19 protein-coding genes are annotated in these 18,728 nt (G+C 72.8%); 13 read left to right on the top strand and 6 right to left on the bottom strand.

Annotated features, from left to right (window positions below; all coding sequences use genetic code 11):
* The first annotated feature begins 600 nt into the window (after nt 1-600).
* The 4 genes from CP970_RS24055 (at nt 601) to CP970_RS24040 (ending at nt 4,261) form a co-directional block, all read left to right on the top strand.
* A complete protein-coding gene (locus tag CP970_RS24055) occupies nt 601-2,025 on the top strand; it encodes an MFS transporter (RefSeq protein ID WP_150493876.1) in 1,425 nt (474 codons plus the stop codon).
* Between the two features lie 109 nt (nt 2,026-2,134).
* Nucleotides 2,135-2,650 carry a DUF2771 domain-containing protein gene (locus CP970_RS24050; RefSeq protein ID WP_150493874.1) on the top strand — a complete coding sequence of 172 codons (516 nt, stop codon included), beginning with the start codon at nt 2,135-2,137 and terminating at the stop codon, nt 2,648-2,650.
* Nucleotides 2,614-3,372, top strand: a complete 759-nt coding sequence (locus CP970_RS24045) for a futalosine hydrolase (RefSeq protein ID WP_398655648.1) — start codon at nt 2,614-2,616, stop codon at nt 3,370-3,372. Before CP970_RS24050 ends, CP970_RS24045 begins: the two co-directional genes overlap by 37 nt.
* Nucleotides 3,365-4,261, top strand: a complete 897-nt coding sequence (locus CP970_RS24040) for a 1,4-dihydroxy-6-naphthoate synthase (RefSeq protein WP_055556367.1) — start codon at nt 3,365-3,367, stop codon at nt 4,259-4,261. The genes CP970_RS24045 and CP970_RS24040 overlap by 8 nt, the downstream gene beginning before the upstream one ends.
* 77 nt (nt 4,262-4,338) lie before the next feature.
* Here CP970_RS24040 and CP970_RS45810 read toward each other — a convergent pair whose 3' ends face one another.
* A complete protein-coding gene (locus tag CP970_RS45810; protein WP_055556369.1) occupies nt 4,339-4,722 on the bottom strand; it encodes a cold-shock protein in 384 nt (127 codons plus the stop codon).
* A 191-nt stretch (nt 4,723-4,913) separates the two neighbouring features.
* Here CP970_RS45810 and CP970_RS24030 point away from each other — a divergent pair, with 191 nt between their 5' ends.
* On the top strand, nt 4,914-5,165 hold the full coding sequence (locus CP970_RS24030; protein WP_079044043.1) for a hypothetical protein: 252 nt from the start codon (nt 4,914-4,916) through the stop codon (nt 5,163-5,165).
* A 13-nt stretch (nt 5,166-5,178) separates the two neighbouring features.
* On the opposite strand, the gene CP970_RS24025 is transcribed toward CP970_RS24030, so the two are convergent.
* Nucleotides 5,179-5,808: an HAD family hydrolase gene (locus CP970_RS24025; RefSeq protein ID WP_055556374.1), complete on the bottom strand. Its 630-nt coding sequence runs from the start codon at nt 5,806-5,808 to the stop codon at nt 5,179-5,181.
* A 152-nt stretch (nt 5,809-5,960) separates the two neighbouring features.
* Here CP970_RS24025 and CP970_RS24020 point away from each other — a divergent pair, with 152 nt between their 5' ends.
* Genes CP970_RS24020 through CP970_RS24005 form a run of 4 tightly spaced genes read left to right on the top strand, consistent with a single transcriptional unit; the run spans nt 5,961 to nt 9,916 of the window.
* Nucleotides 5,961-6,959 (top strand): FecCD family ABC transporter permease, encoded by a 999-nt coding sequence (locus CP970_RS24020; RefSeq protein ID WP_055556376.1) that lies wholly within the window; start codon nt 5,961-5,963, stop codon nt 6,957-6,959.
* Nucleotides 6,956-8,044: a FecCD family ABC transporter permease gene (locus tag CP970_RS24015; RefSeq protein WP_224058661.1), complete on the top strand. Its 1,089-nt coding sequence runs from the start codon at nt 6,956-6,958 to the stop codon at nt 8,042-8,044. The genes CP970_RS24020 and CP970_RS24015 overlap by 4 nt, the downstream gene beginning before the upstream one ends.
* Nucleotides 8,041-8,868 (top strand): ABC transporter ATP-binding protein, encoded by an 828-nt coding sequence (locus CP970_RS24010; RefSeq protein ID WP_055556378.1) that lies wholly within the window; start codon nt 8,041-8,043, stop codon nt 8,866-8,868. The genes CP970_RS24015 and CP970_RS24010 overlap by 4 nt, the downstream gene beginning before the upstream one ends.
* A 43-nt stretch (nt 8,869-8,911) precedes the next feature.
* Nucleotides 8,912-9,916: an ABC transporter substrate-binding protein gene (locus CP970_RS24005; protein WP_055556380.1), complete on the top strand. Its 1,005-nt coding sequence runs from the start codon at nt 8,912-8,914 to the stop codon at nt 9,914-9,916.
* Nucleotides 9,917-9,955: 39 nt separating this feature from the next.
* Here the strand turns inward: CP970_RS24005 and CP970_RS24000 are convergent, their stop codons facing one another.
* Nucleotides 9,956-11,122 carry a DUF2157 domain-containing protein gene (locus tag CP970_RS24000; protein ID WP_150493873.1) on the bottom strand — a complete coding sequence of 389 codons (1,167 nt, stop codon included), beginning with the start codon at nt 11,120-11,122 and terminating at the stop codon, nt 9,956-9,958.
* A gap of 315 nt (nt 11,123-11,437) precedes the next feature.
* Between CP970_RS24000 and CP970_RS23995 the strand changes: the two genes are divergently transcribed.
* Nucleotides 11,438-11,623, top strand: coding sequence for a hypothetical protein (locus CP970_RS23995; RefSeq protein ID WP_150493871.1), 186 nt, complete (start codon nt 11,438-11,440; stop codon nt 11,621-11,623).
* 37 nt (nt 11,624-11,660) lie between these two features.
* Nucleotides 11,661-12,878 (top strand): glycosyltransferase 87 family protein, encoded by a 1,218-nt coding sequence (locus CP970_RS23990; protein ID WP_398655643.1) that lies wholly within the window; start codon nt 11,661-11,663, stop codon nt 12,876-12,878.
* Here CP970_RS23990 and CP970_RS23985 read toward each other — a convergent pair.
* Nucleotides 12,780-13,061, bottom strand: coding sequence for a hypothetical protein (locus CP970_RS23985; RefSeq protein ID WP_079044091.1), 282 nt, complete (start codon nt 13,059-13,061; stop codon nt 12,780-12,782). The genes CP970_RS23990 and CP970_RS23985 overlap by 99 nt on opposite strands.
* A 265-nt stretch (nt 13,062-13,326) precedes the next feature.
* Here CP970_RS23985 and CP970_RS44295 point away from each other — a divergent pair, with 265 nt between their 5' ends.
* Nucleotides 13,327-13,698, top strand: coding sequence for a hypothetical protein (locus CP970_RS44295; RefSeq protein ID WP_055557018.1), 372 nt, complete (start codon nt 13,327-13,329; stop codon nt 13,696-13,698).
* Nucleotides 13,699-13,701: 3 nt separating this feature from the next.
* On the opposite strand, the gene CP970_RS23970 is transcribed toward CP970_RS44295, so the two are convergent.
* Nucleotides 13,702-15,342: a DNA repair helicase XPB gene (locus CP970_RS23970; RefSeq protein WP_055557020.1), complete on the bottom strand. Its 1,641-nt coding sequence runs from the start codon at nt 15,340-15,342 to the stop codon at nt 13,702-13,704.
* A gap of 130 nt (nt 15,343-15,472) precedes the next feature.
* A complete protein-coding gene (locus CP970_RS44290; RefSeq protein ID WP_055557022.1) occupies nt 15,473-15,793 on the bottom strand; it encodes a hypothetical protein in 321 nt (106 codons plus the stop codon).
* Nucleotides 15,794-16,186: 393 nt separating this feature from the next.
* On the opposite strand from CP970_RS44290, the gene CP970_RS23955 reads away from it, so the two are divergent.
* Entirely contained in the window at nt 16,187-18,703 is a 2,517-nt protein-coding gene (locus tag CP970_RS23955) for a helicase C-terminal domain-containing protein (RefSeq protein WP_150493869.1), read from the top strand.
* Nucleotides 18,704-18,728: the final 25 nt, after the last annotated feature.

Genomic DNA, 18,728 nt, shown 5'->3' with positions numbered 1-18,728 from the left:
TCCGCACCGCCCTCTCCCTCCGCCGCCGCTCCGCGCCGTACTCCCCACCCACCCGCCCAAACATTTCCCCCACAACACCCGGACAGGTGGCCCCCGGCGCGGCGCGCCCCGCAGACAGCGGGACCACAGACGCACGACTCGGCGCGGAGCAACGGGCGGGCGGGCGGGAATGGCCCTCGCGGAGCGGGGGAGAACAGGTGCCGGACCGTGCGGAGCGCCGGGCGGGCGGGCGGGAAAGGCCCTCGCGGAGCGGGGGAGAACAGGTGCCGGACCGTGCGGAGCGCCGGGCGGGCGGGAAAGACCCTCGCGGAGCGAGGGAGAACACGCGCCGGACCGTGCGGAGATTCGGGCGGGCGGGCGGGAAAGACCCTCGCGGAGCGGGGGAGAACACGTGCCGGACCGTGCGGAGCGCCGGGCGGGCGGGTGGGAAAGGCCCTCGCGGAGCGGGGGAGAACACGCGCCGTGACGGGTGAGTCGGTGGGAGAGGCCGTCGCGGAGCGGCGGAGCGCACCGGCCCCGGGGGACACGCGGAGGAGCCCCCCCAAGGCCCCCGGCCACGTATCCGCACTAGGACACCCCCCAAGGGGGCACTATGACGGAGTGGCCCCCACAAGGTCGACGTCCGTAGGGACAGCAACAGGAACCGTCTCGCCGGGACCGGCGCGACGGACCGCGCGCGCCCTGGGCCGCGCCCTGCACTTCCCCGTCACCGGCCCCGCCCGCGGCATCCGCAAGGCCACGCACGCCCACGGCGCGGGCGAGTCGGGCCTCGGGAAGCTGATCGAGTTGCACGCGGTGAACGGCGCGGGCGACGTGATGATCACCGTCGCGCTCGCCTCCACCGTCTTCTTCTCGGTGCCGACCGACGAGGCCCGCGGCCGCGTCGCGCTCTACCTCGCCATCACGATGGCGCCGTTCACGCTCCTCGCCCCGGTCATCGGCCCGCTGCTCGACCGGCTTCCGCACGGGCGCCGCGCCGCGATGGCGGGCGCCATGCTGGCCCGTGCCCTGCTGGCGCTCGTCCTTTCGGGCGCGGTCGCCACCGGCAGCGTCGAGCTCTACCCCGCCGCGCTCGGCGTGCTCGTCGCCTCCAAGGCGTACGGAGTGGTCAGAAGCGCCGTCGTGCCACGGCTTCTGCCACCCCGTTTCTCCCTCGTCAAGGCCAACTCCCGCGTCACCCTGGGCGGTCTCCTGGCCACCGCCGTGGCCGCGCCCGCCGGGGCCGGGCTGCAGGCCATCGGTCCGCGCTGGCCGCTCTTCGGCGCCTTCGTGATCTTCGTGTCGGGGATGTTCCTGTCGTTCTCGCTGCCCCGCAAGGTCGACTCGGCGAAGGGCGAGGCCAAGGCGCTGCTCTCCGCGGACGAGGAGCATCTGCATCTGCACGCGCGCGTGGAGGCCGCCGCCGACACCTCCCGCAAGCGGCGGCTCGGGCTGCGCACGGTCGGCCCCGGCGTCACCCACGCCCTGGCCGCCAACGCGGCGCTGCGCTGTCTCTCCGGTTTCCTCATCTTCTTCCTGGCGTTCCTGCTGCGCGAGCACCCGCTGGCCGGGCAGAGCGCGGCGGTCTCGCTCGGCATCGTCGGTGTCTCGGCGGGCGCGGGCAACGCGCTGGGCACCGCGGTCGGCGCCTGGCTGAAGGCGCGGGCGCCGGAGGTCATCATCGTGACCGTGGTGGCCGTGGTCCTGTGCGTGGCGATCACGTCGGCACTGTTCTTCAGTGCGGTGGGCGTGGCCTGTCTGGGCGCCTGCGCGGGGTTCGCGCAGGCCCTGTCGAAGCTGTCCCTGGACGCGCTGATCCAGCGGGACGTCCCCGAGCAGGTCCGCACGTCCGCCTTCGCCCGCTCCGAGACGATGCTCCAGGTGGCGTGGGTGTTCGGCGGCGCCGTCGGCATCGCCATGCCGCTGAACGGGTCGCTGGGTCTGGCGGTGGCCGCGGGCATCGTCGCGATCGGCTGGCTCTCGACGGCACGGGGGCTGCTCGCCACGGCCCGGCAGGGCGGCCCGCGCCGCACCCGGGTGATCTGACCCCAAGTCGTACTCCGCACGCCCGCCCCCCCCGAAGGCACACCCGGGCGCGCCGCGCCCGCGACCCCCACGTAACAAGACCCCCCAACGCGCCCGATAGCCTTCGCCCATGACCTCCCTGCTCCGCGGCGGAGCCGCGAATGTGAACAGCGCGGCGCGCCGCCGCCGCACCGTGGCCGCCCTTGGCGCCGTCTCCGCCGGACTCCTCGTCCTCTCGGCCTGCGACAAGCCGACGCCGCTCGCCACCGTGACCGTCGGCAGCGACTCCGTGAACACGGAAGCCTCCTGCTACAACGACGGCAAGGAGCTGAAGGAATCCCAGCTGAAGTCCTGCCTCCAGGACAAGGACGTGAAGACCGTCAAGGTCGATCCCGATGACAAGGTCCGCTTCGGCGTCGACCCGGAGATCGCCGAGAAGGGCTGGACGCTCCTGATGAACGGCCAGCCGCTGACCGAGGCCAGCAAGAAGACGTACGTGGTGATCCCGGGCAGCGTCTTCTTCAACCAGCAGTACGGCGGTGGCGGCAACAAGTCCACCGTCAGCCTCCTCGAGGGCGGCAAGGGCTCCGCGCAGAAGGCCACGGGCCTGTGGTCGTTCAAGTTCGAGAAGGACTCCGACTCCTGACCTCGTACGACGCGGCACCGGAGCCCGGCGGGCCCGCCGGGCCCGCCACGGGCTCCTCCCGCGTTCTCGTCGCCACCGCCGTCCCCGCCGAACGGGACGCGGTGGCACGGGCGCTGGCCACACACCCCGGCACCGGCGTCGACGTACTGGCCGTCGGAGTGGGCCCCGCGGCCGCCGCCGCGGGCACGGCGACCGCACTCGCCCGTGCCGACGCCGCGGGTCGCCCCTACCGCCTCGTCGTCTCCGCCGGGATCGGCGGCGGCTTCCAGCCCGACGCCGCCGTCGGCTCGCTCGTCGTCGCCGACGAGATCACCGTCGCCGACCTGGGCGCCGAGACCGGTGACGGCTTCCTGCCGGTGACCGAGCTCGGCTTCGGCGCCGTCACCCACCGTCCGCCGCCTTCCCTCGTACGGGGAGCGGCCGACGCCACGGGCGCCGCGAGCGGCACCGTGCTCACCGTCTCCACCGTGACCGGCTCCGCCGAGCGTGCCGCCCTGCTGCGGCTTCGCCATCCGCGCGCCCTGGCAGAGGCGATGGAGGGTTTCGGTGTCGCCGAGGCCGCCGCCCTGCACGGTCTGCCGGTCATGGAGGTCCGCGCGGTCTCCAACGCGGTCGGTCCCCGGGACCGCGACGCCTGGCGGATCGGTGCCGCGCTCTCGGCATTGACCGAGGCGTTCGGGAAGCTCACGCCCGTACTGGAGGGTTGGAACGACCATGACTGAGATGACCGGGCCCCAGGAGCCGAGCGCCGACCCCACGCCGCTGCGGATCGCGTACTCGCCCTGCCCCAACGACACGTTCGTCTTCGACGCCTGGGCGCACGGCCGGGTGCCCGGCGCCCCCGCGCTCGACGTCACCTTCGCCGACATCGACATCACCAACGGCATCGCGGAGCGCGGTCCCGCCGCGTCCGACCTGGACGTCATGAAGGTGTCGTACGCCGTGCTCCCCTACGTCCTCGACGAGTACGCGCTGCTGCCCTGCGGCGGCGCGCTCGGGCGCGGCTGCGGGCCGCTCGTGCTGACGCGTGAGCCCGGGACCGACCTCACCGGCAAGACGGTCGCGGTGCCGAGCGAGAAGTCGACGGCGTACCTGCTCTTCCGCCTCTGGGCCGCGGACACGCTCACCGGCGGTGGCGTCGGCGAGATCGTGGTGCTGCCCTTCGACCAGATCATGCCCGCGGTGCGCGACGGCAAGGTCGACGCGGGCCTGGTCATCCACGAGGCGCGCTTCACGTACCAGAACTACGGCCTCCACTGCCTTGCCGACATGGGCGAGCATTGGGAGGCGACGACGGGGCTGCCGATTCCGCTGGGTGCGATCATCGCGCGGCGGTCCCTCGGCGCGGAGGCGCTGCGCTCGCTGGCCGATGCCGCCCGTGCCTCGGTCCGCATGGCCTGGGACGACCCCGAGGCGTCGCGGCCCTACGTCCTCGAACACGCCCAGGAGATGGACCCCGCCGTCGCCGATCAGCACATCGGGCTCTACGTGAACGAGTTCACCGCGGATCTCGGTGAGGACGGCTACGCGGCGGTTCGTGGGCTTCTGACGCGGGCTGCGGCCGAGGGGCTCGTGCCTGCTCTGCGACCCGGCGCGCTGTCGTTTCCGTGAACGTCACGATCGCCGGGCGGGCTGTTTTCAGCCCGTCCGGCGATTGAGGACCGGGGTCCGGGGCGGAGCCCCGTGCATCAGACGTCCAGCTGGTCCGCGACCGCCCTCAGGAGCCCCGCGACCTTCGCCCCCGACGCCTTGTCGGGGTAGCGGCCCTTCTCCAGCATCGGCGTGATGTTCTCCAGGAGCGTCGTCAAGTCCTGGACGATCGACGCCAGTTCGTCCGGCTTGCGGCGCTGCGCGGCCGCCACCGAAGGGGTCGGGTCGAGGATCGTGACGGAGAGCGCCTGGTCGCCGCGCTGACCCGCGACGACACCGAATTCCACGCGCTGGCCGGGCTTGAGTGTGTCGACGCCGGCGGGCAGTACGGAGGAGTGCACGAAGACGTCGCCGCCGTCGTCGCGGGAGAGAAAGCCGAAGCCCTTCTCGCTGTTGAACCACTTGACCTTGCCGGTAGGCACGTGAAGTCCTCGTCCTCGTACTCGTCGTACTCGTCTATGCCGGTCCGCCCCACCGGATCGAGAGGGCGAAAACGGCTCTGGATAGCACTACAGCGGGTCGCCCGACCCGCCGCCACCAAGACTATTGGTCCGTGGGCCGGTGACAAGACGTCCCCGGATTCTTCCTTCGCGCTGGGAACTACCCTGGTGGGGTGCGTGACAAAACCCAAGCGAATTCGGCCGGACCCGGCGATGGAATGGTCCGGACCGGAGCAATCGTCTTCTTCGTCGGGGCGGTGGCCACATTGGTCACCGTGGCCCCGCTGTTCCTGGGGTCCGACCCCTTCCCCTCCATCGCGTACGCGGTGTGCATGCTGATGGGCGTCGGGTTCCTCATCGCCGCCGTCGGCGTGCTCCGCGGCATCGCCGTGCAGCGGAGTCAGGCCAGGTCGAGCGCCACCTGACGGCGCCGGGGCGTCAGCGCTCCGCGCCGCCCGCCACCTGGGCGTCGAGCCAGGCGGGGAACTCGTCGAGCCCGGCGAGGACCACGTCGGCGCCCGCCGCGCGCAGTTCGGCTGCGTCACACGGTCCGGTCGCCACCGCCACGGAGAGCGCGCCCGCCGTACGCGCGCCGCGTACGTCACCGGTGTGGTCACCGACGTACACGGCCGCCCCGTACTCGCGCAGCGCCTCGGCCTTGGCCTCCGCCCACAGCCAGCCGATGACCGCGTCCGCCTCGATGCCGAGGTGCGTGAGGTGCAGCTTGGCGTTGGGCTCGTGCTTGGCGGTCACCACGATCGCGCGGCCGCCGTGCGCGCGCACCGCGGCGACGGCGTCCCGGGCGCCCGGCATGGCGAGACTCGGCTCGATCGCGTGTGTGACGTAGATCTCGCGGTAGCGGTCGGCCGTCTCCTGGATCTCGTCCTCGGGGAACCAGTTCCGCAGCTCGTCCTCAAGGGGCGGGCCGAGCCGCGTGATCGCCAGGTCGGCGTCGATGTACGTCCCCGTCTCCGCGGAAAGCGCCAGGTAGGCCGCCTTGATGCCGGGCCTGGAGTCGATCAGGGTCATGTCGAGGTCGAAGCCGACGGTCAGCGCGCGTGAGGTCATGAGCCCATTGTGCCGAGGGCGGCGGACACCCCCGCACGTAGACTTAGCCAAGCCTTACCGGTGCTCCGCCGGTGTCCTGCCGGTGCCTTGCCGGCGCCGAGCCGACCGCTGCGACCAACTCCCGTACGCCTCATGTGAAACGAGCCCAGCCGATGCGTGTGCCCGTCCGACGCGCCGTCGTGATGACCGCGGCCGTCGTGGCCCTGCTGCTCGCCGTCCTGCTCAGCCTGGCCGTCGGCGCCCGCGCCATCGCGCCGTCCGCCGTCGTCGACGCCCTGCTGCACGGCGGGCACAGCGACGCCGCCGAGGTGATCCGCGAGATGCGGGTGCCGCGCACCGTGATCGGCCTGATGGTCGGCGCCGCGCTCGCCCTGGCGGGCACGGTCCTGCAGGGCATCACCCGCAACCCCATCGCCGACCCCGGCATCCTCGGCATCAGCCAGGGCGCCTCGGTGGGCGTGGTGTGCGCCATCGCCTTCGCGGGCGTCCACACCCTCACCGGCTACGTCTGGTACGCCTTCGTGGGCGCGGGCCTCGCGTCCGTCGCCGTGTACGCGATCGCGGCCAGTGGTCGGGGCGGGGCGACGCCCGTGAAACTCGCGCTCGGCGGCGCCGCGATCAACGCGCTGCTCGTCTCGGTGACCACCGGCGTCCTCACCACCAAGGCGTCCGCCCTCGACGAGTTCCGCTTCTGGCAGGTCGGTTCGCTCGCCGGGCGCGACGCCGAGATCGTCGGCCAGATCTGGCCGTTCCTGCTCGTCGGCCTGGTGCTCGTCCTCGCGGTCGCCCGCGGCCTCGACGCCCTCGCGCTCGGCGAGGACGTGGCCAAGGGGCTCGGGCAGAACGTCGCGACCGTACGGATCGTCGGCGGGCTCGGCGCGACGATCCTGACCGGCGCGGGCGTCGCCGCCGCCGGACCCATCGCCTTCATCGGTCTCGCCGTGCCGCACATCGCCCGCGCGATCGTCGGCAGCGACCACCGCTGGGTCCTTCCGATGGCCGCCGTCATCGGGCCCGTGATGCTGCTCGTCTCCGACACCGTGGGCCGCGTGATCTTCCCGCCGAGCGAGGTGCCCGCGGGCGTGATGACCGCGCTCATCGGGGTGCCGTTCCTGGTGACCCTCGTCCGCAGGAAGGCGGTGGCCGCGTGACGGCGACAGTGCCCACGGAGCGCGTGAGGACGGGGAACGTACGCCCCGCCGGATACGCGGTCCTCCGCGTCCGCGAGGCCAACTTCCTGGTCCACCGCCGCGCCGCCGTCGTCGCGGTCGGCCTCGCCGTGCTCCTCGCCGCGAGCTGCCTGGCGTACCTCTGTGTCGGCGAGTCCTTCGTGCACCCCGCCGAGGCCCTGAAGGTCGTCTTCGGGCAGCCCTCCGCCGACGAACTGGTCGTCGGCACCCTGCGCGAACCGCGCCTGGTCGTCGGCCTCCTGGTCGGCGCCGCGTTCGGCGTCGCGGGCGGGCTCATCCAGACCGTCGCCCGCAACCCCCTGGCCAGCCCCGACATCATCGGCATCAGCCAGGGCGCGAGCGCCCTCACCGTCGGCGCGATGACCTTCGGGATCACCTCCTACACCGCGCTGCCCTACCTCTCGGTGCTCGGCGGCGTGCTCGCCGCCGCCCTCGTGTACGCCTTCGCGTGGCGCGGCGGGCTGCACGCCACCCGCTTCGTCCTCATCGGCATCGGCTTCGCGATCGCGCTGCGCTCGGTCACCACGCTCTTCATGACCAAGGGCGACTACCTCGTCGCCCAGCAGGCGCAGATCTGGATGACGGGCTCCCTCAACGGCCGCGGCTGGGCCGAGGCCGACCCGCTCGGACTGGTCCTTCTCGTACTCCTTCCGTTCGTCTTCTGGGCGGCCCGCGCCCAGCGCTCGGTCACCATGGACGACGACACCGCGACCGCGCTCGGCGTGCGCCTGAACCGGGTGCGCCTCGGGCTCGTCCTGCTCGGCGTCGTCCTCGCCTCCGTGGCGACGGGCGCCGCGGGCCCCGTCGACTTCGTCGCGCTGCTCGCCCCGCAGATCGCCCGCAGGCTGACCCGCACCGCGCAGATCCCGCTGTTCTGCTCGGCGCTGCTCGGCGCGCTGATCATCGTCGTCGCCGACCTGCTCGCCCGCCGTCTGTTCGCGCCGACGGAGCTGCCGGTGGGCGTCCTCACGGCGGCGGTCGGCGCCCCGTACCTGATCTGGCTCATCATCAGGAGCCGTTCCGTCCGCTCTGGAGGCACGCAGTGACAGCCGCCGCCCGCCTTACGGCCAGCGAGCTGACCCTCGCCTACGAGGACCGCACGGTCGTCGACCGCCTCGACCTCGCGATCCCCGACGGCAAGGTCACCGTGATCGTCGGCCCCAACGCCTGCGGCAAGTCCACGACCCTGCGCGCCCTCGGCCGCCTCCTGAAGCCGAAGAGCGGCGCCGTCCTGCTCGACGGCGAGGCGCTGGCCAAGCTCCCGACGAAGCGGATCGCCCAGCAGATCGGGCTGCTCCCGCAGACGCCCGTGGCCCCCGAGGCGATCACCGTCGGAGACCTCGTCGCGCGCGGCCGCCAGCCGCACCAGCACTGGTGGCAGCAGTGGTCCGACGCGGACGAGCAGGCGGTGACCGAGGCGATGGAGCGCACCGACGTCGCGGCCCTCGCCGAGCGCTCCGTCGACGAGCTCTCCGGCGGCCAGCGCCAGCGCGTGTGGATCGCGATGGCCCTCGCCCAGGACACCGACCTGCTCCTCCTGGACGAGCCCACGACCTACCTGGACATCTCCCACCAGGTCGAGGTCCTCGACCTGGTACGTCAGTTGAACCACGACCGGGGCCGTACGGTCGTGGTCGTGCTGCACGACCTCAACCAGGCCGCGCGGTACGCCGACCACCTCATCGCCATGAAGCAGGGCGAGGTCGTCGCCGAGGGAGCCCCCTCGAAGATCGTCACCGAGGATCTCGTACGCGAGGTCTTCGGCCTGGAGTGTGTGGTGGTGCCGGACCCCGTGACCGGCTCCCCCTTGGTCGTCCCCGGGGCACCGTGGTCCGCGACCGCGCCCGCCCGCACCGGCACATCCGTGTGACCCGCACCGGCACATCCGTGTGAACGCGACGAAAGGCGTCCCCATGCTTTCCGTGAACCGCTCCCACTCCCGCTCCGGTTCCCCGCTGCCGCGCCGTCGCGCCCTGCGCACCGGCGCGCTGGCCCTCACCGGCGCGCTCGCCCTCGCCGCCTGCGGCTCGTCGGACTCCGACGGGTCCGGCGCCTCGGGCACGACCCACACGGTCAAGACCGCCATGGGCGACGTCAAGGTGAAGGAGCACCCGCAGCGCGTCGTCGTCCTCGACACCGCCGAGCTGGACTCCGCGATCACGCTGGGCGTACGGCCGGTAGGCGCCACCCACGTCGAGGCGTCCTCGGGCTTCCTGGACTACCTGCCCAAGGACGAGGTCGGCGGCATCAAGGACGTCGGCGAGATGATGACCCCGAACATGGAGGCCATCGCCGCGCTCAAGCCGGACCTGATCCTGACCTCCAAGATCCGGCACGCCGCCAAGTACGACCAGCTCAAGGCGATCGCGCCGACCGTCATGACGGAGACCACCGGCTACCCCTGGAAGGAGAACTTCCAGGTGCACGCCGACGCGCTCGGCAAGAAGGCCGAGGCGAGGAAGGTCGTCGCCGACTACACGGCGCACACCAAGAAGGTCACCGCGGCCATCGGCGGCCCGGCCAAGGCCCGGCAGACCGAGGTCAACGTCATCCGCTTCATCGAGGGCGCCGACATCCGCCTCTACGGCGACCAGAGCTACATCGCGACGATCCTCAAGGACGTCGGTCTCGGCCGCGCCCCGATCTCCGCGAAGGCCAAGGACGGCTTCTCCTACGACCTGTCCCCCGAGAAGATCGACCTCGCGGACACGGACGTCATCTTCCAGTCCACGTACGGCGATCCGACGAAGGCCAAGGAGACGCAGACCGTCGGCAGCGGCCTGTGGAAGAACATGAAGGCCGTGAAGTCGGGCAACGTCCACACGGTCGACGACGAGCTGTGGATCCAGGGCATCGGCTACACGGCCGCGGACAAGATCCTGGACCAGCTGCAGTCGGATCTGACGAAGAAGAAGTAGGAGAAGGAGGTAGGCGAAGGAGTAGGAACGGAACGCGGCTCAGTGCCGCTGCCGCTGCGATCTCCACAGCAGGAAGAGCGCGGAGGCGACGGCCGCGCCACGCACCACCCACGGCCAGGTGTCGGCGATGGCACCGCTCATGTGCCCGTCCTCGATCGGGTCGCCCCAGCGCCCCTCACTGCGGCCCCACAGCCAGGTGAGCCCCGCGGCCACCGAGAGCGCGGGCAGCCCCAGGGCGGCCATCTTCGCCTCGGTACGGGAGAGCCTGCGCGACGCGTAGGCGATGAGCCAGCCGACGCCGAGCGCGATGAGGTTGCCGAGGATGGCGCCGACGGTGAGGAGCGCGGCGGCGAGCAGGAGCAGCGGGTTGCTGAAGGCCGGGCCTTCGCCCGCGCCGCCCGGCCGCGGCCGGGGAACGCGCCAGCGCCGCCCGCGCCCCGACTCCTCGGCCTCTACCGCCTCTTCGTCCTCGTCCCCCTCGTACTCCTCGTCCCCCTCGTCCTCCTTCGCCCTGGGCGCCCGTTTGCGGAGGTTCGGTCCGCGCTCGTCGTCGGGGGACGGTGGGGGCTTGAGTATCTCGGGGATCTCCACGCCCCCGACGAAGCCGGGCACGCTGTCCGCGAAGCCGAACGGGCTGCTGTCCACCCGCCACCAGTCGGGCTCCGAGCCGCTCGGCCCGAGCTCGTCGGTGCCCGCGAGGTGGGGCGGCGAAGGGCGCTCCTCGTACGGCGGGGAGTCGGGCGCCTCCGGTTCCGGGGCCGGGGCCGGGGCCGGGGTGCGGCGCGGCCTCGGGACCATGCGGCGCAGCGCCTTGGGAAGCCCCTCGGAGCCGCCGTCCCGCCCGCTCTCCTCAGGTTCGGCACGCGTACGCCGGGTCCGTGGCCCGCGCTGTGACGGCACGCCCGCGCGTGGCTCGCTCCGCGCCGCCGGTACGTCTCTGGACGCGTGACCGAACGCGTCGCCGGATCCCTCCCCTGACGCGTCGCCCGCCGATTCGACGACCTCTTCCGGCGTGCCGAGGCGGGTCAGGATGCGGCGGATGGCGGCGGGGTTGTCGGCGACCGCCTTGGCCCTGCTGCGGTCGATCTCGTTCCGGAGCCGGGAGACCAGTCGCATCCGGGTGCCGGACGGCAACTGCCGCTGCTGGGCGAGGTCTCCGACCCGGCTCAGATAGTCGAAGACCAGCTGATCGCTCTCGATCCCCACGAAGTCCCCTCCGGGGCGGCTGCGTTGACGCGGCGCGGTGGTGCGCGGTGTCCACGACGGTACCGTCTCCTGGCGAGGGCGCCCACTTGAGAGCCGGTTACGGCCCCGCCGAGAGCCGGTGACGGCCCCTCGCCGCGTCGCCCTCCCCCTCCCTCCTCCCCCTCCCCCCTCCCCTCTTGATCTCCCTCATCCTCCTAAGGGTCCGTCTCCCCCTCAAGTCGTACGGGAACGCCCCCTCCTGTTGGACCACAGGGCGACGTGCGGGTTGCACCGCAGACCGATGTGCGGGGCGCGGCCGAAAACCATCATGGAGACATGAGTGCAGCAGCCTTCACCCCCGCGTCCGTCCCGTCCTCCGCCGGTGCCGCAGGAACCCACGGCGCCCCGCACCCGCACCGCGTGGGCGGTGCCCTGCGCGCCGCCAAGGTCCTCGTGAGCGCCGCGTTCGGCGTCGTCGTGCTCGGTGACTACGCGTCGGAGGCGGGCGTCCGGCGCCGCTGATCCCGTAGCCGCCGGGCCCGTCCACTAGGGTCGCGCCGTGACAGCACGGAACGCGACCTTACGATCACCCACCGCAGCCGCCCTGCTCCTCGGGCTCTCCCTCGCCGCCCTGGCCGCCCTGTGCGTCGTCCAGCGCGTGCCGATGGCCGACGCGCTGGTCTACCGGGCCGAGGGTGCCGCGGTCGCGGGCGGCAGTGATCTGTACGGATTCACGGTCACCGAGTGGGAACTGCCCGCCACCTACCCGCCGTTCGCCGCGATCCTCTTCGTACCGACGACCTGGCTGCCCCTCGGCGCCCTGAAAGCCGTCTTCCTCGTGGGCAACGTCGCGCTGCTCGCGCTCCTGGTCCGGCTCTCCTGCACGCTGGTGGGCCTGTCCGTCCGCGCCCCGCTGCTGTGCGCCGCGACCGCCGTCGCCCTCTGGCTCGAACCCGTCTTCCAGACCGTCCTGTTCGGGCAGATCAACCTCGCGCTCGCCTGCCTCGTCCTGTGGGACCTCACCCGGCCGCCCGGCACGCCGGGCAAGGGCTTCGCGCTGGGTGTCGCGGCCGGGATCAAGCTGACGCCCGCCGTCTTCATCGCGTACTACCTGGTGACGGGCCGCGTACGCGAAGGGGTCACGGCCCTCGCCGCCCTCGCGGGCACCGTGGCGTTCGGGGCGCTCGTGCTGCCCGCCGCCACCGTCGACTTCTTCACGCGGCGCGTCTTCGAGACGGGGCGGGTCGGCAAGGCGTGGATCGTCGACAACCAGTCGCTGCAGGGGCTTCTCGCCCGGGTCCTGCACGAGGCGGAGCCGGGCGCCGCGTGGGCCGTACCGGCGGTGCTCGTCGGGGTCGGCGGCCTGTGGCTCGCCGCGCGGGTCCACGCGAGGACACCGGACTCCGCGCGGGCCGTCCTCGTGACGGCCCTCACCGCCCTCCTCGTCTCCCCCATCAGCTGGTCCCACCACTGGGTGTGGTGCGTGCCGCTGCTGGCGCTGCTGGTCGCGGAGGGCAGGTGGCGCCTTGCCGTGGCGGTGGCCGCGCTCTTCACGGCCCGCACGTTCTGGCTGCTTCCGCACGAGGGAGACCTGGACCTCCACCTGCCGTGGTGGCAGCAGCCGTTGGCTTCGCCGTACGCGCTGCTCGGCCTGGGGCTGGGACCAGGGCTCCTCGCCTCAGTCCTCGGCCAGCAGAATGTCCGCGTCGTCGAACACCCGCAGGACGACGAGCAGGAGGCGGCCGCGCGACACCATGTACTCAGCCACGATCTGTGAGGTCAGGCGGATCTCCCGGTCCTGCTCGCCCACGCCGATCGACCGCGAGTGCTCCGTGTACGGATCGCGCGCCAGGATCTCGATCGCCTTGTCGAAGGACGCCCTGCGCACGGGGTCGAGGCGGTCGCGCTCCTGGGCTGCGGGCTCCGTGTAGAGCACCTCGTAGATTTCCTGGTGAGGCATGCGCCGTCCTTGCCCTTGGCGTGGCTGGTTCCATCGGCTTCCCGGCAACTCCCCAGCGTACCGATCGCCGGTGAAGCGCGGGGGAGCCAACCGGAAGACGCCCCGTCCTGGAGACCGCCTGTCAGCCGCCGGCCAGCAGCTCGTCCGCGTCCATGATCCGGTACGCGTACCCCTGCTCGGCGAGGAACCGCTGCCGGTGATGTTGAGTACGTACCTGAGTACGGGGACCGAGGTACGCCCCCGCGCGCGGAGGTTGACTCTCCCCATGGCAGAAGAAGCCCCGCAGACGATCACCGAGTCGCGCGCCGAGTGGGCCGCGCGTAACGCCGCCGACGCCGCGGCGCACCCGCTCCCCCGCCCGTCCCGCGTCGTCGGGCTCGCCCTCGCGACCCCCGCCGTGCTGCTGCTCCTCACGCTCGGCTGGTACCTGGTCGCGCTCGACGCGGAAGTCGGCGGCGCCTCGTCGGCCGCGCACCAGGACCTGGTGGCCCGCTACGTCCTCGCGACGCTCGGCGGCGTCGGCTGCCTGGCGGCGGGCTGGCTCACGCCGCGCGACTCGCGCGCGGCGTGGCTGCGGACGGCGTTCGCCCTCACGTCGGTCGTGGCGGTCCCCTCGGCGATGCTCGCCGGGGCCTGACGGCTACCCGGCGAGCAGCTCGTCCGCGTCCATGATCCGGTACGCGTACCCCTGCTCGGCGAGGAACCGCTGCCGGTGGGCGGCGAAGTCCTGGTCGATGGTGTCGCGGGCGACGACGGAGTAGAAGCGGGCCTCGTGGCCGTCGGCCTTGGGCCGCAGCACGCGCCCGAGCCGCTGCGCCTCCTCCTGGCGCGAGCCGAACGTGCCGGACACCTGGATGGCGACGGTGGCCTCCGGCAGGTCGATGGAGAAGTTGGCGACCTTGGAGACGACGAGGACGGAGATCTCGCCTTCCCGGAAGGCGTCGAAGAGCTTCTCGCGCTGCGCGTTGGTCGTCTCGCCCTTGATGACGGGCGCGTCCAGGTGCTCGCCGAGCTCGTCGAGCTGGTCGATGTACTGCCCGATGACGAGGGTCTGCTCACCGGCGTGCTTCTTGACCAGCGCCTCGGTCACCTTCCGCTTGGTGGCGGTCGTGGCGCAGAACCGGTACTTCTCCTCGGCCTCGGCGGTGGCATAGGCGAGCCGCTCGCTGTCGGTGAGGTTGACGCGGACCTCCACGCAGTCGGCGGGCGCGATGTAGCCCTGCGCCTCGATCTCCTTCCACGGGGCGTCGAAGCGCTTGGGCCCGATGAGCGAGAAGACGTCCGACTCGCGCCCGTCCTCGCGTACGAGGGTGGCGGTGAGCCCGAGGCGGCGGCGCGCCTGGAGGTCGGCGGTGAACTTGAAGACGGGCGCGGGGAGCAGGTGCACCTCGTCGTAGATCACGAGCCCCCAGTCGCGCGAGTCGAAGAGCTCAAGGTGCGGATAGATGCCCTTCCGCTTCGTCGTGAGCACCTGGTACGTGGCGATGGTGACGGGCCGGATCTCTTTCCTGGTCCCGCTGTACTCGCCGATCTCGTCCTCGGTGAGCGAGGTGCGCTTCACCAGCTCGTGCTTCCACTGGCGGGCGGAGACGGTGTTGGTGACGAGGATGAGGGTGGTGGCCTTGGCCTGCGCCATGGCCCCGGCGCCGACGAGGGTCTTGCCCGCCCCGCAGGGCAGCACGACCACACCGCTCCCGCCGTGCCAGAACCCCTCGACGGCCTGCTGCTGGTAGGGCCGCAGCGCCCAGCCGCGCTCGTCGAGGTCGATCTTGTGGGCCTCGCCGTCGACGTACCCGGCGAGGTCCTCGGCGGGCCAGCCCAGCTTGAGCAGGGTCTGCTTGACCTGCCCGCGCTCGGAGGGGTGCACGACGACGGTGTCCGGGTCGACCCGCTCGCCGACGAGCGGCTGCACCTTCTTCGACCGCAGGATCTCTTCGAGTACGGGCCGGTCGGTGGTGGTCAGGACGAGCCCGTGGGTGGGGTGCTTGGAGAGCGTGAGCCGTCCGTACCGCGCCATGGTCTCGGCGATGTCGACGAGCAGGGCGTGCGGCACGGGATACCGCGAGAACTCCACGAGCGCGTCCACGACCTGCTCGGCGTCGTGCCCCGCCGCCCGCGCGTTCCACAGCCCGAGCGGCGTCACACGATAGGTGTGGATGTGCTCCGGAGCACGCTCCAGCTCCGCGAAGGGCGCGATGACACGTCGGCAGGCATCGGCCTGCTCGTGGTCGACCTCGAGCAGGAGGGTCTTGTCCGACTGGACAATAAGAGGACCGTTCACGCGAGCGCCCTTTCCGATAGGCCAAACGTCCAGTGTGCCGCATGCGCCACCGATCAAACGGTCCGCGCGATGACACCGTGCTGCTTTCGCACCTGTCCGATTGGGGCCGGGTCGGGCCGGGAAGCGTGGCTCACCTGTCAGATGTGGGTCCCGCGTCCGTTGTCTCCGCCGGGGCCTGTGCGGTGTCGGTGAAGAGGTCCTCCGCCGTGGCAGCCGTGAGGGAGCGGTCGAACCAGAGGCCGAGGGTGTCGAGGTCGGTGCACGAGGTGATGCGTTCCCGGGTGTCTTCGCTGACGTGGACGCCGTGCGAATCCAGCACGCGCAGGATCAGGGAGGCCCGGTCCTCGGCGATTCCCTCCGTCTTGCCTTCGAGCTTGCCCTCGGCCTTGCCTTCGAGGTACGCCGTCTCGCGGACCGTGCCCCGTCCGGGGAAGTAGCTGACGAATCCCATGATTTCCCTCCATTTGTCTCCGGCCGCGGCGCCCCGCAGGTTGATGTCCAGGAACTCGTAGAAGTAGTCGGATGCCCTTCCGTCCTGATCTTGAAGGGCGTGTCGGGGAAGGCGATGCCCAGCGCGCGGAAGACGGGAGCGAGGATCTCGGGCCGCTCCTGGAAGATGCGGTGCAAGCCCTCGTGGGCTGAACCGACCATGTGCGCAAGCTAGGTTGAACCGGACCGGCCGTCCGGCCGATCGGGATGCGTTCACTCTTTCCAGGACGGCAGGAACGTTCACCCGGCTCCGTACGACTTCCGGGCCGCGCGGCGGGGCGAACCGCGGGTGCGGCGCGCACCACGGCACGCACAACCGCACGGCCTCCCCGGCCGACCCGCTACCGTGAGCCGGATGAGCACCGACGAGCCGCAGCCCACGGACAGCGCCAGCGGCAGCGCCAGCGCGAGCGCCACCGCATCGCCGCGTGTCGCGGAGACTCCCCGTTCCCTCGCCGAGGCGCTCCGGTCGCGCGATGACGGTGCGCTCTCGGCGCTGCTTCGGGCCCGCCCCGATCTGCTCACGCCCGTGCCGACCGATCTGACCCAGCTCGCCACCCGGGCGGGCACCCGTGCGTCCGTGGTGCGGGCCCTCGATCATCTCGACCGGTTCGCGCAGCAGGTGGCGGAGACGCTCGCGGTGGCTCAGGACCCGGCGTCGTACGACGAGGTGCGGGCGTTGATCGCGGGCGACGAGGGGGACGCCGTCGTCGAGGAGGCGCTGTCCCGCGCGCTCGCCACGCTGCACGAGCAGGCCCTGGTGTGGGGGCCCGACGACCGGCTCCGGCTCGTCCGCACCGCGCGCGAGCTGCTCGCGCCCGCCCCGCAGCACCCGTCCCCCACCGGCCTCGGGCCCACCGTCGCCGAGGCCACCGCGGGCATGTCGCCGACCCGGATCCAGGACATCGTCACCGCGGCGGGGCTGCCGAGCACCCACGACCCGGTGTCCGCCGTGGAGTCGCTGAGGGCCCTGTTCACGGACCGCGTCCGGATGTCCGCGCTGCTCGACGAGGCGCCCGCGGAGTCCGTGGAGGTGCTGTCCCGGCTCGTGTGGGGGCCGCCGTACGGGCAGGTCACCGCCGATCCGGCCCGGCATCTGCGGTGGCTCCTGAACCGGGGGCTGCTCCTGCCGACCGCGCCCGGCACGGTCGTCCTGCCGCGCGAGGCCGCCCTGCACCTGCGCGCGGGCCGCGCCCACCGCGCCCCGGAGCCGACGCCGCCGCCGGTGGTGGCCGCGCGCGAGCACCGTCCACAGGTTGTGGACACGGCGGCGGCAGGGCAGGCGTACACCGCGCTCGCCACCGTCGAGGAGCTCCTCAAGGACTGGGACGAGGGCGGCCCCGCCGTCCTGCGCGCGGGCGGTCTCAGCGTCCGCGACCTGAAGCGGACTGCGGTCGCCCTCGACCTGCCCGAGCCGCTGGCCGCCTTCTGGGTCGAACTGGCCTACGCGGCGGGCCTGGTGGCCTCCGACGGCGAGGCCGACGAGCGGTACGCGGCGACTCCCGCGTACGACGAGTGGCAGGAGCTGCCCGCCCCCGAGCGCTGGTCCGTCCTCGCCACCGCCTGGCTGACGGCGACCCGCACGGCGGGCCTGATCGGCGGCCGCGACGGCAAGGACCGCACGCTCTCCGCGCTCGGCCCGCACCTGGACCGTTCGGCCGCCCCCGAGGTGCGCCGCCGGGTCCTCGCGCTGGCCGCCACGCTCCCCGAGGGCACCGCGCCGGAGCCCGAGTCCCTCCTCGCCCGGCTGCGCTGGGAGCGCCCGTCCCCCGCCTCGCGGGACCTGCGCTCCCGCATGGCCCAATGGACGCTGAACGAGAGCGAGTTGCTCGGCATCACGGGCCGGGGCGCGCTGTCCACGCACGGCCGTGCGCTCCTGGAAGCAGCGGCGCCGGACGCGGCCGCGGACGACGCCACCAGCCCCGCCGAGCGCGCCGTCGCCGCCGCCCGCGCCGCCCGGCTCCTCGCCCCCCTGCTCCCCCAGCCCCTCGACCACGTCCTCCTCCAGGCCGACCTCACGGCCGTGGCCCCCGGCCCCCTGGAGCGGCCGCTGGCCGACGCCCTCGCCGTGCTCGCCGACGTCGAGTCCAAGGGCGGCGCCACCGTCTACCGCTTCACGCCGGGCTCCGTGCGCCGCGCGCTCGACTCCGGGCAGTCGGCGTCCGACCTGCACACCTTCCTCACCGCGCACTCCCGTACGCCGGTCCCGCAGCCCCTCGCGTACCTGATCGACGACATGGCGCGCAGGCACGGCCACCTCCGCATCGGCGCCGCTTCGGCGTACGTGCGCTGCGACGACGAGGCGGTGCTCAACGAGATCCTGGCCGACCGGCGCTCCCAGGGCCTGCGCCTGCGCAGGCTCGCGCCGACCGTGCTCGCCGCGCAGGCGGACCCCGGCACGCTCCTGGACGGGCTGCGCGCCATCGGCTTCGCGCCCGCCGCCGAGTCCGCGGAGGGCGACGTCCTGATCACCCGCGCGCACGCCCACCGCACCCCGCCGCGCTCCGCTCCCGAGCCGGTCCCCGACGGTCCGCCGCTGCCCGACGCCACGCTGGTCGGCGCGGCCGTGCGGGCGATCCGCGCGGGCGACCTGGCGTCGACCGCGCCCCGCAAGGAGGCACCGCAGACCGCGGACGGGCGGTTGCCGCGCACCACGGCCGCGGAGACGCTCGCCACGATGCAGGCCGCGGTGCTGACCGGCGAGGCGGTGTGGATCGGCTACGTCAACGCGGAGGGCTCGGCCAGCCAGCGCGTGATCGCCCCGGTCCGGGTGGAGGGCGGCTTCGTCACGGCGTACGACCACACGGCGGACGAGGTCCGTACGTATCCGCTGCACCGGATCACGGGCGTGGCGGAGCTCGCCGACGACTAGGCGCTCCGCGGGACCGGTTCACATC

This window comes from Streptomyces kanamyceticus (assembly GCF_008704495.1).
Lineage (GTDB): Bacteria > Actinomycetota > Actinomycetes > Streptomycetales > Streptomycetaceae > Streptomyces > Streptomyces kanamyceticus.
Note: the sequence above shows the minus strand (reverse complement) of the source record. Positions and strands in the feature narration are given on the sequence as shown.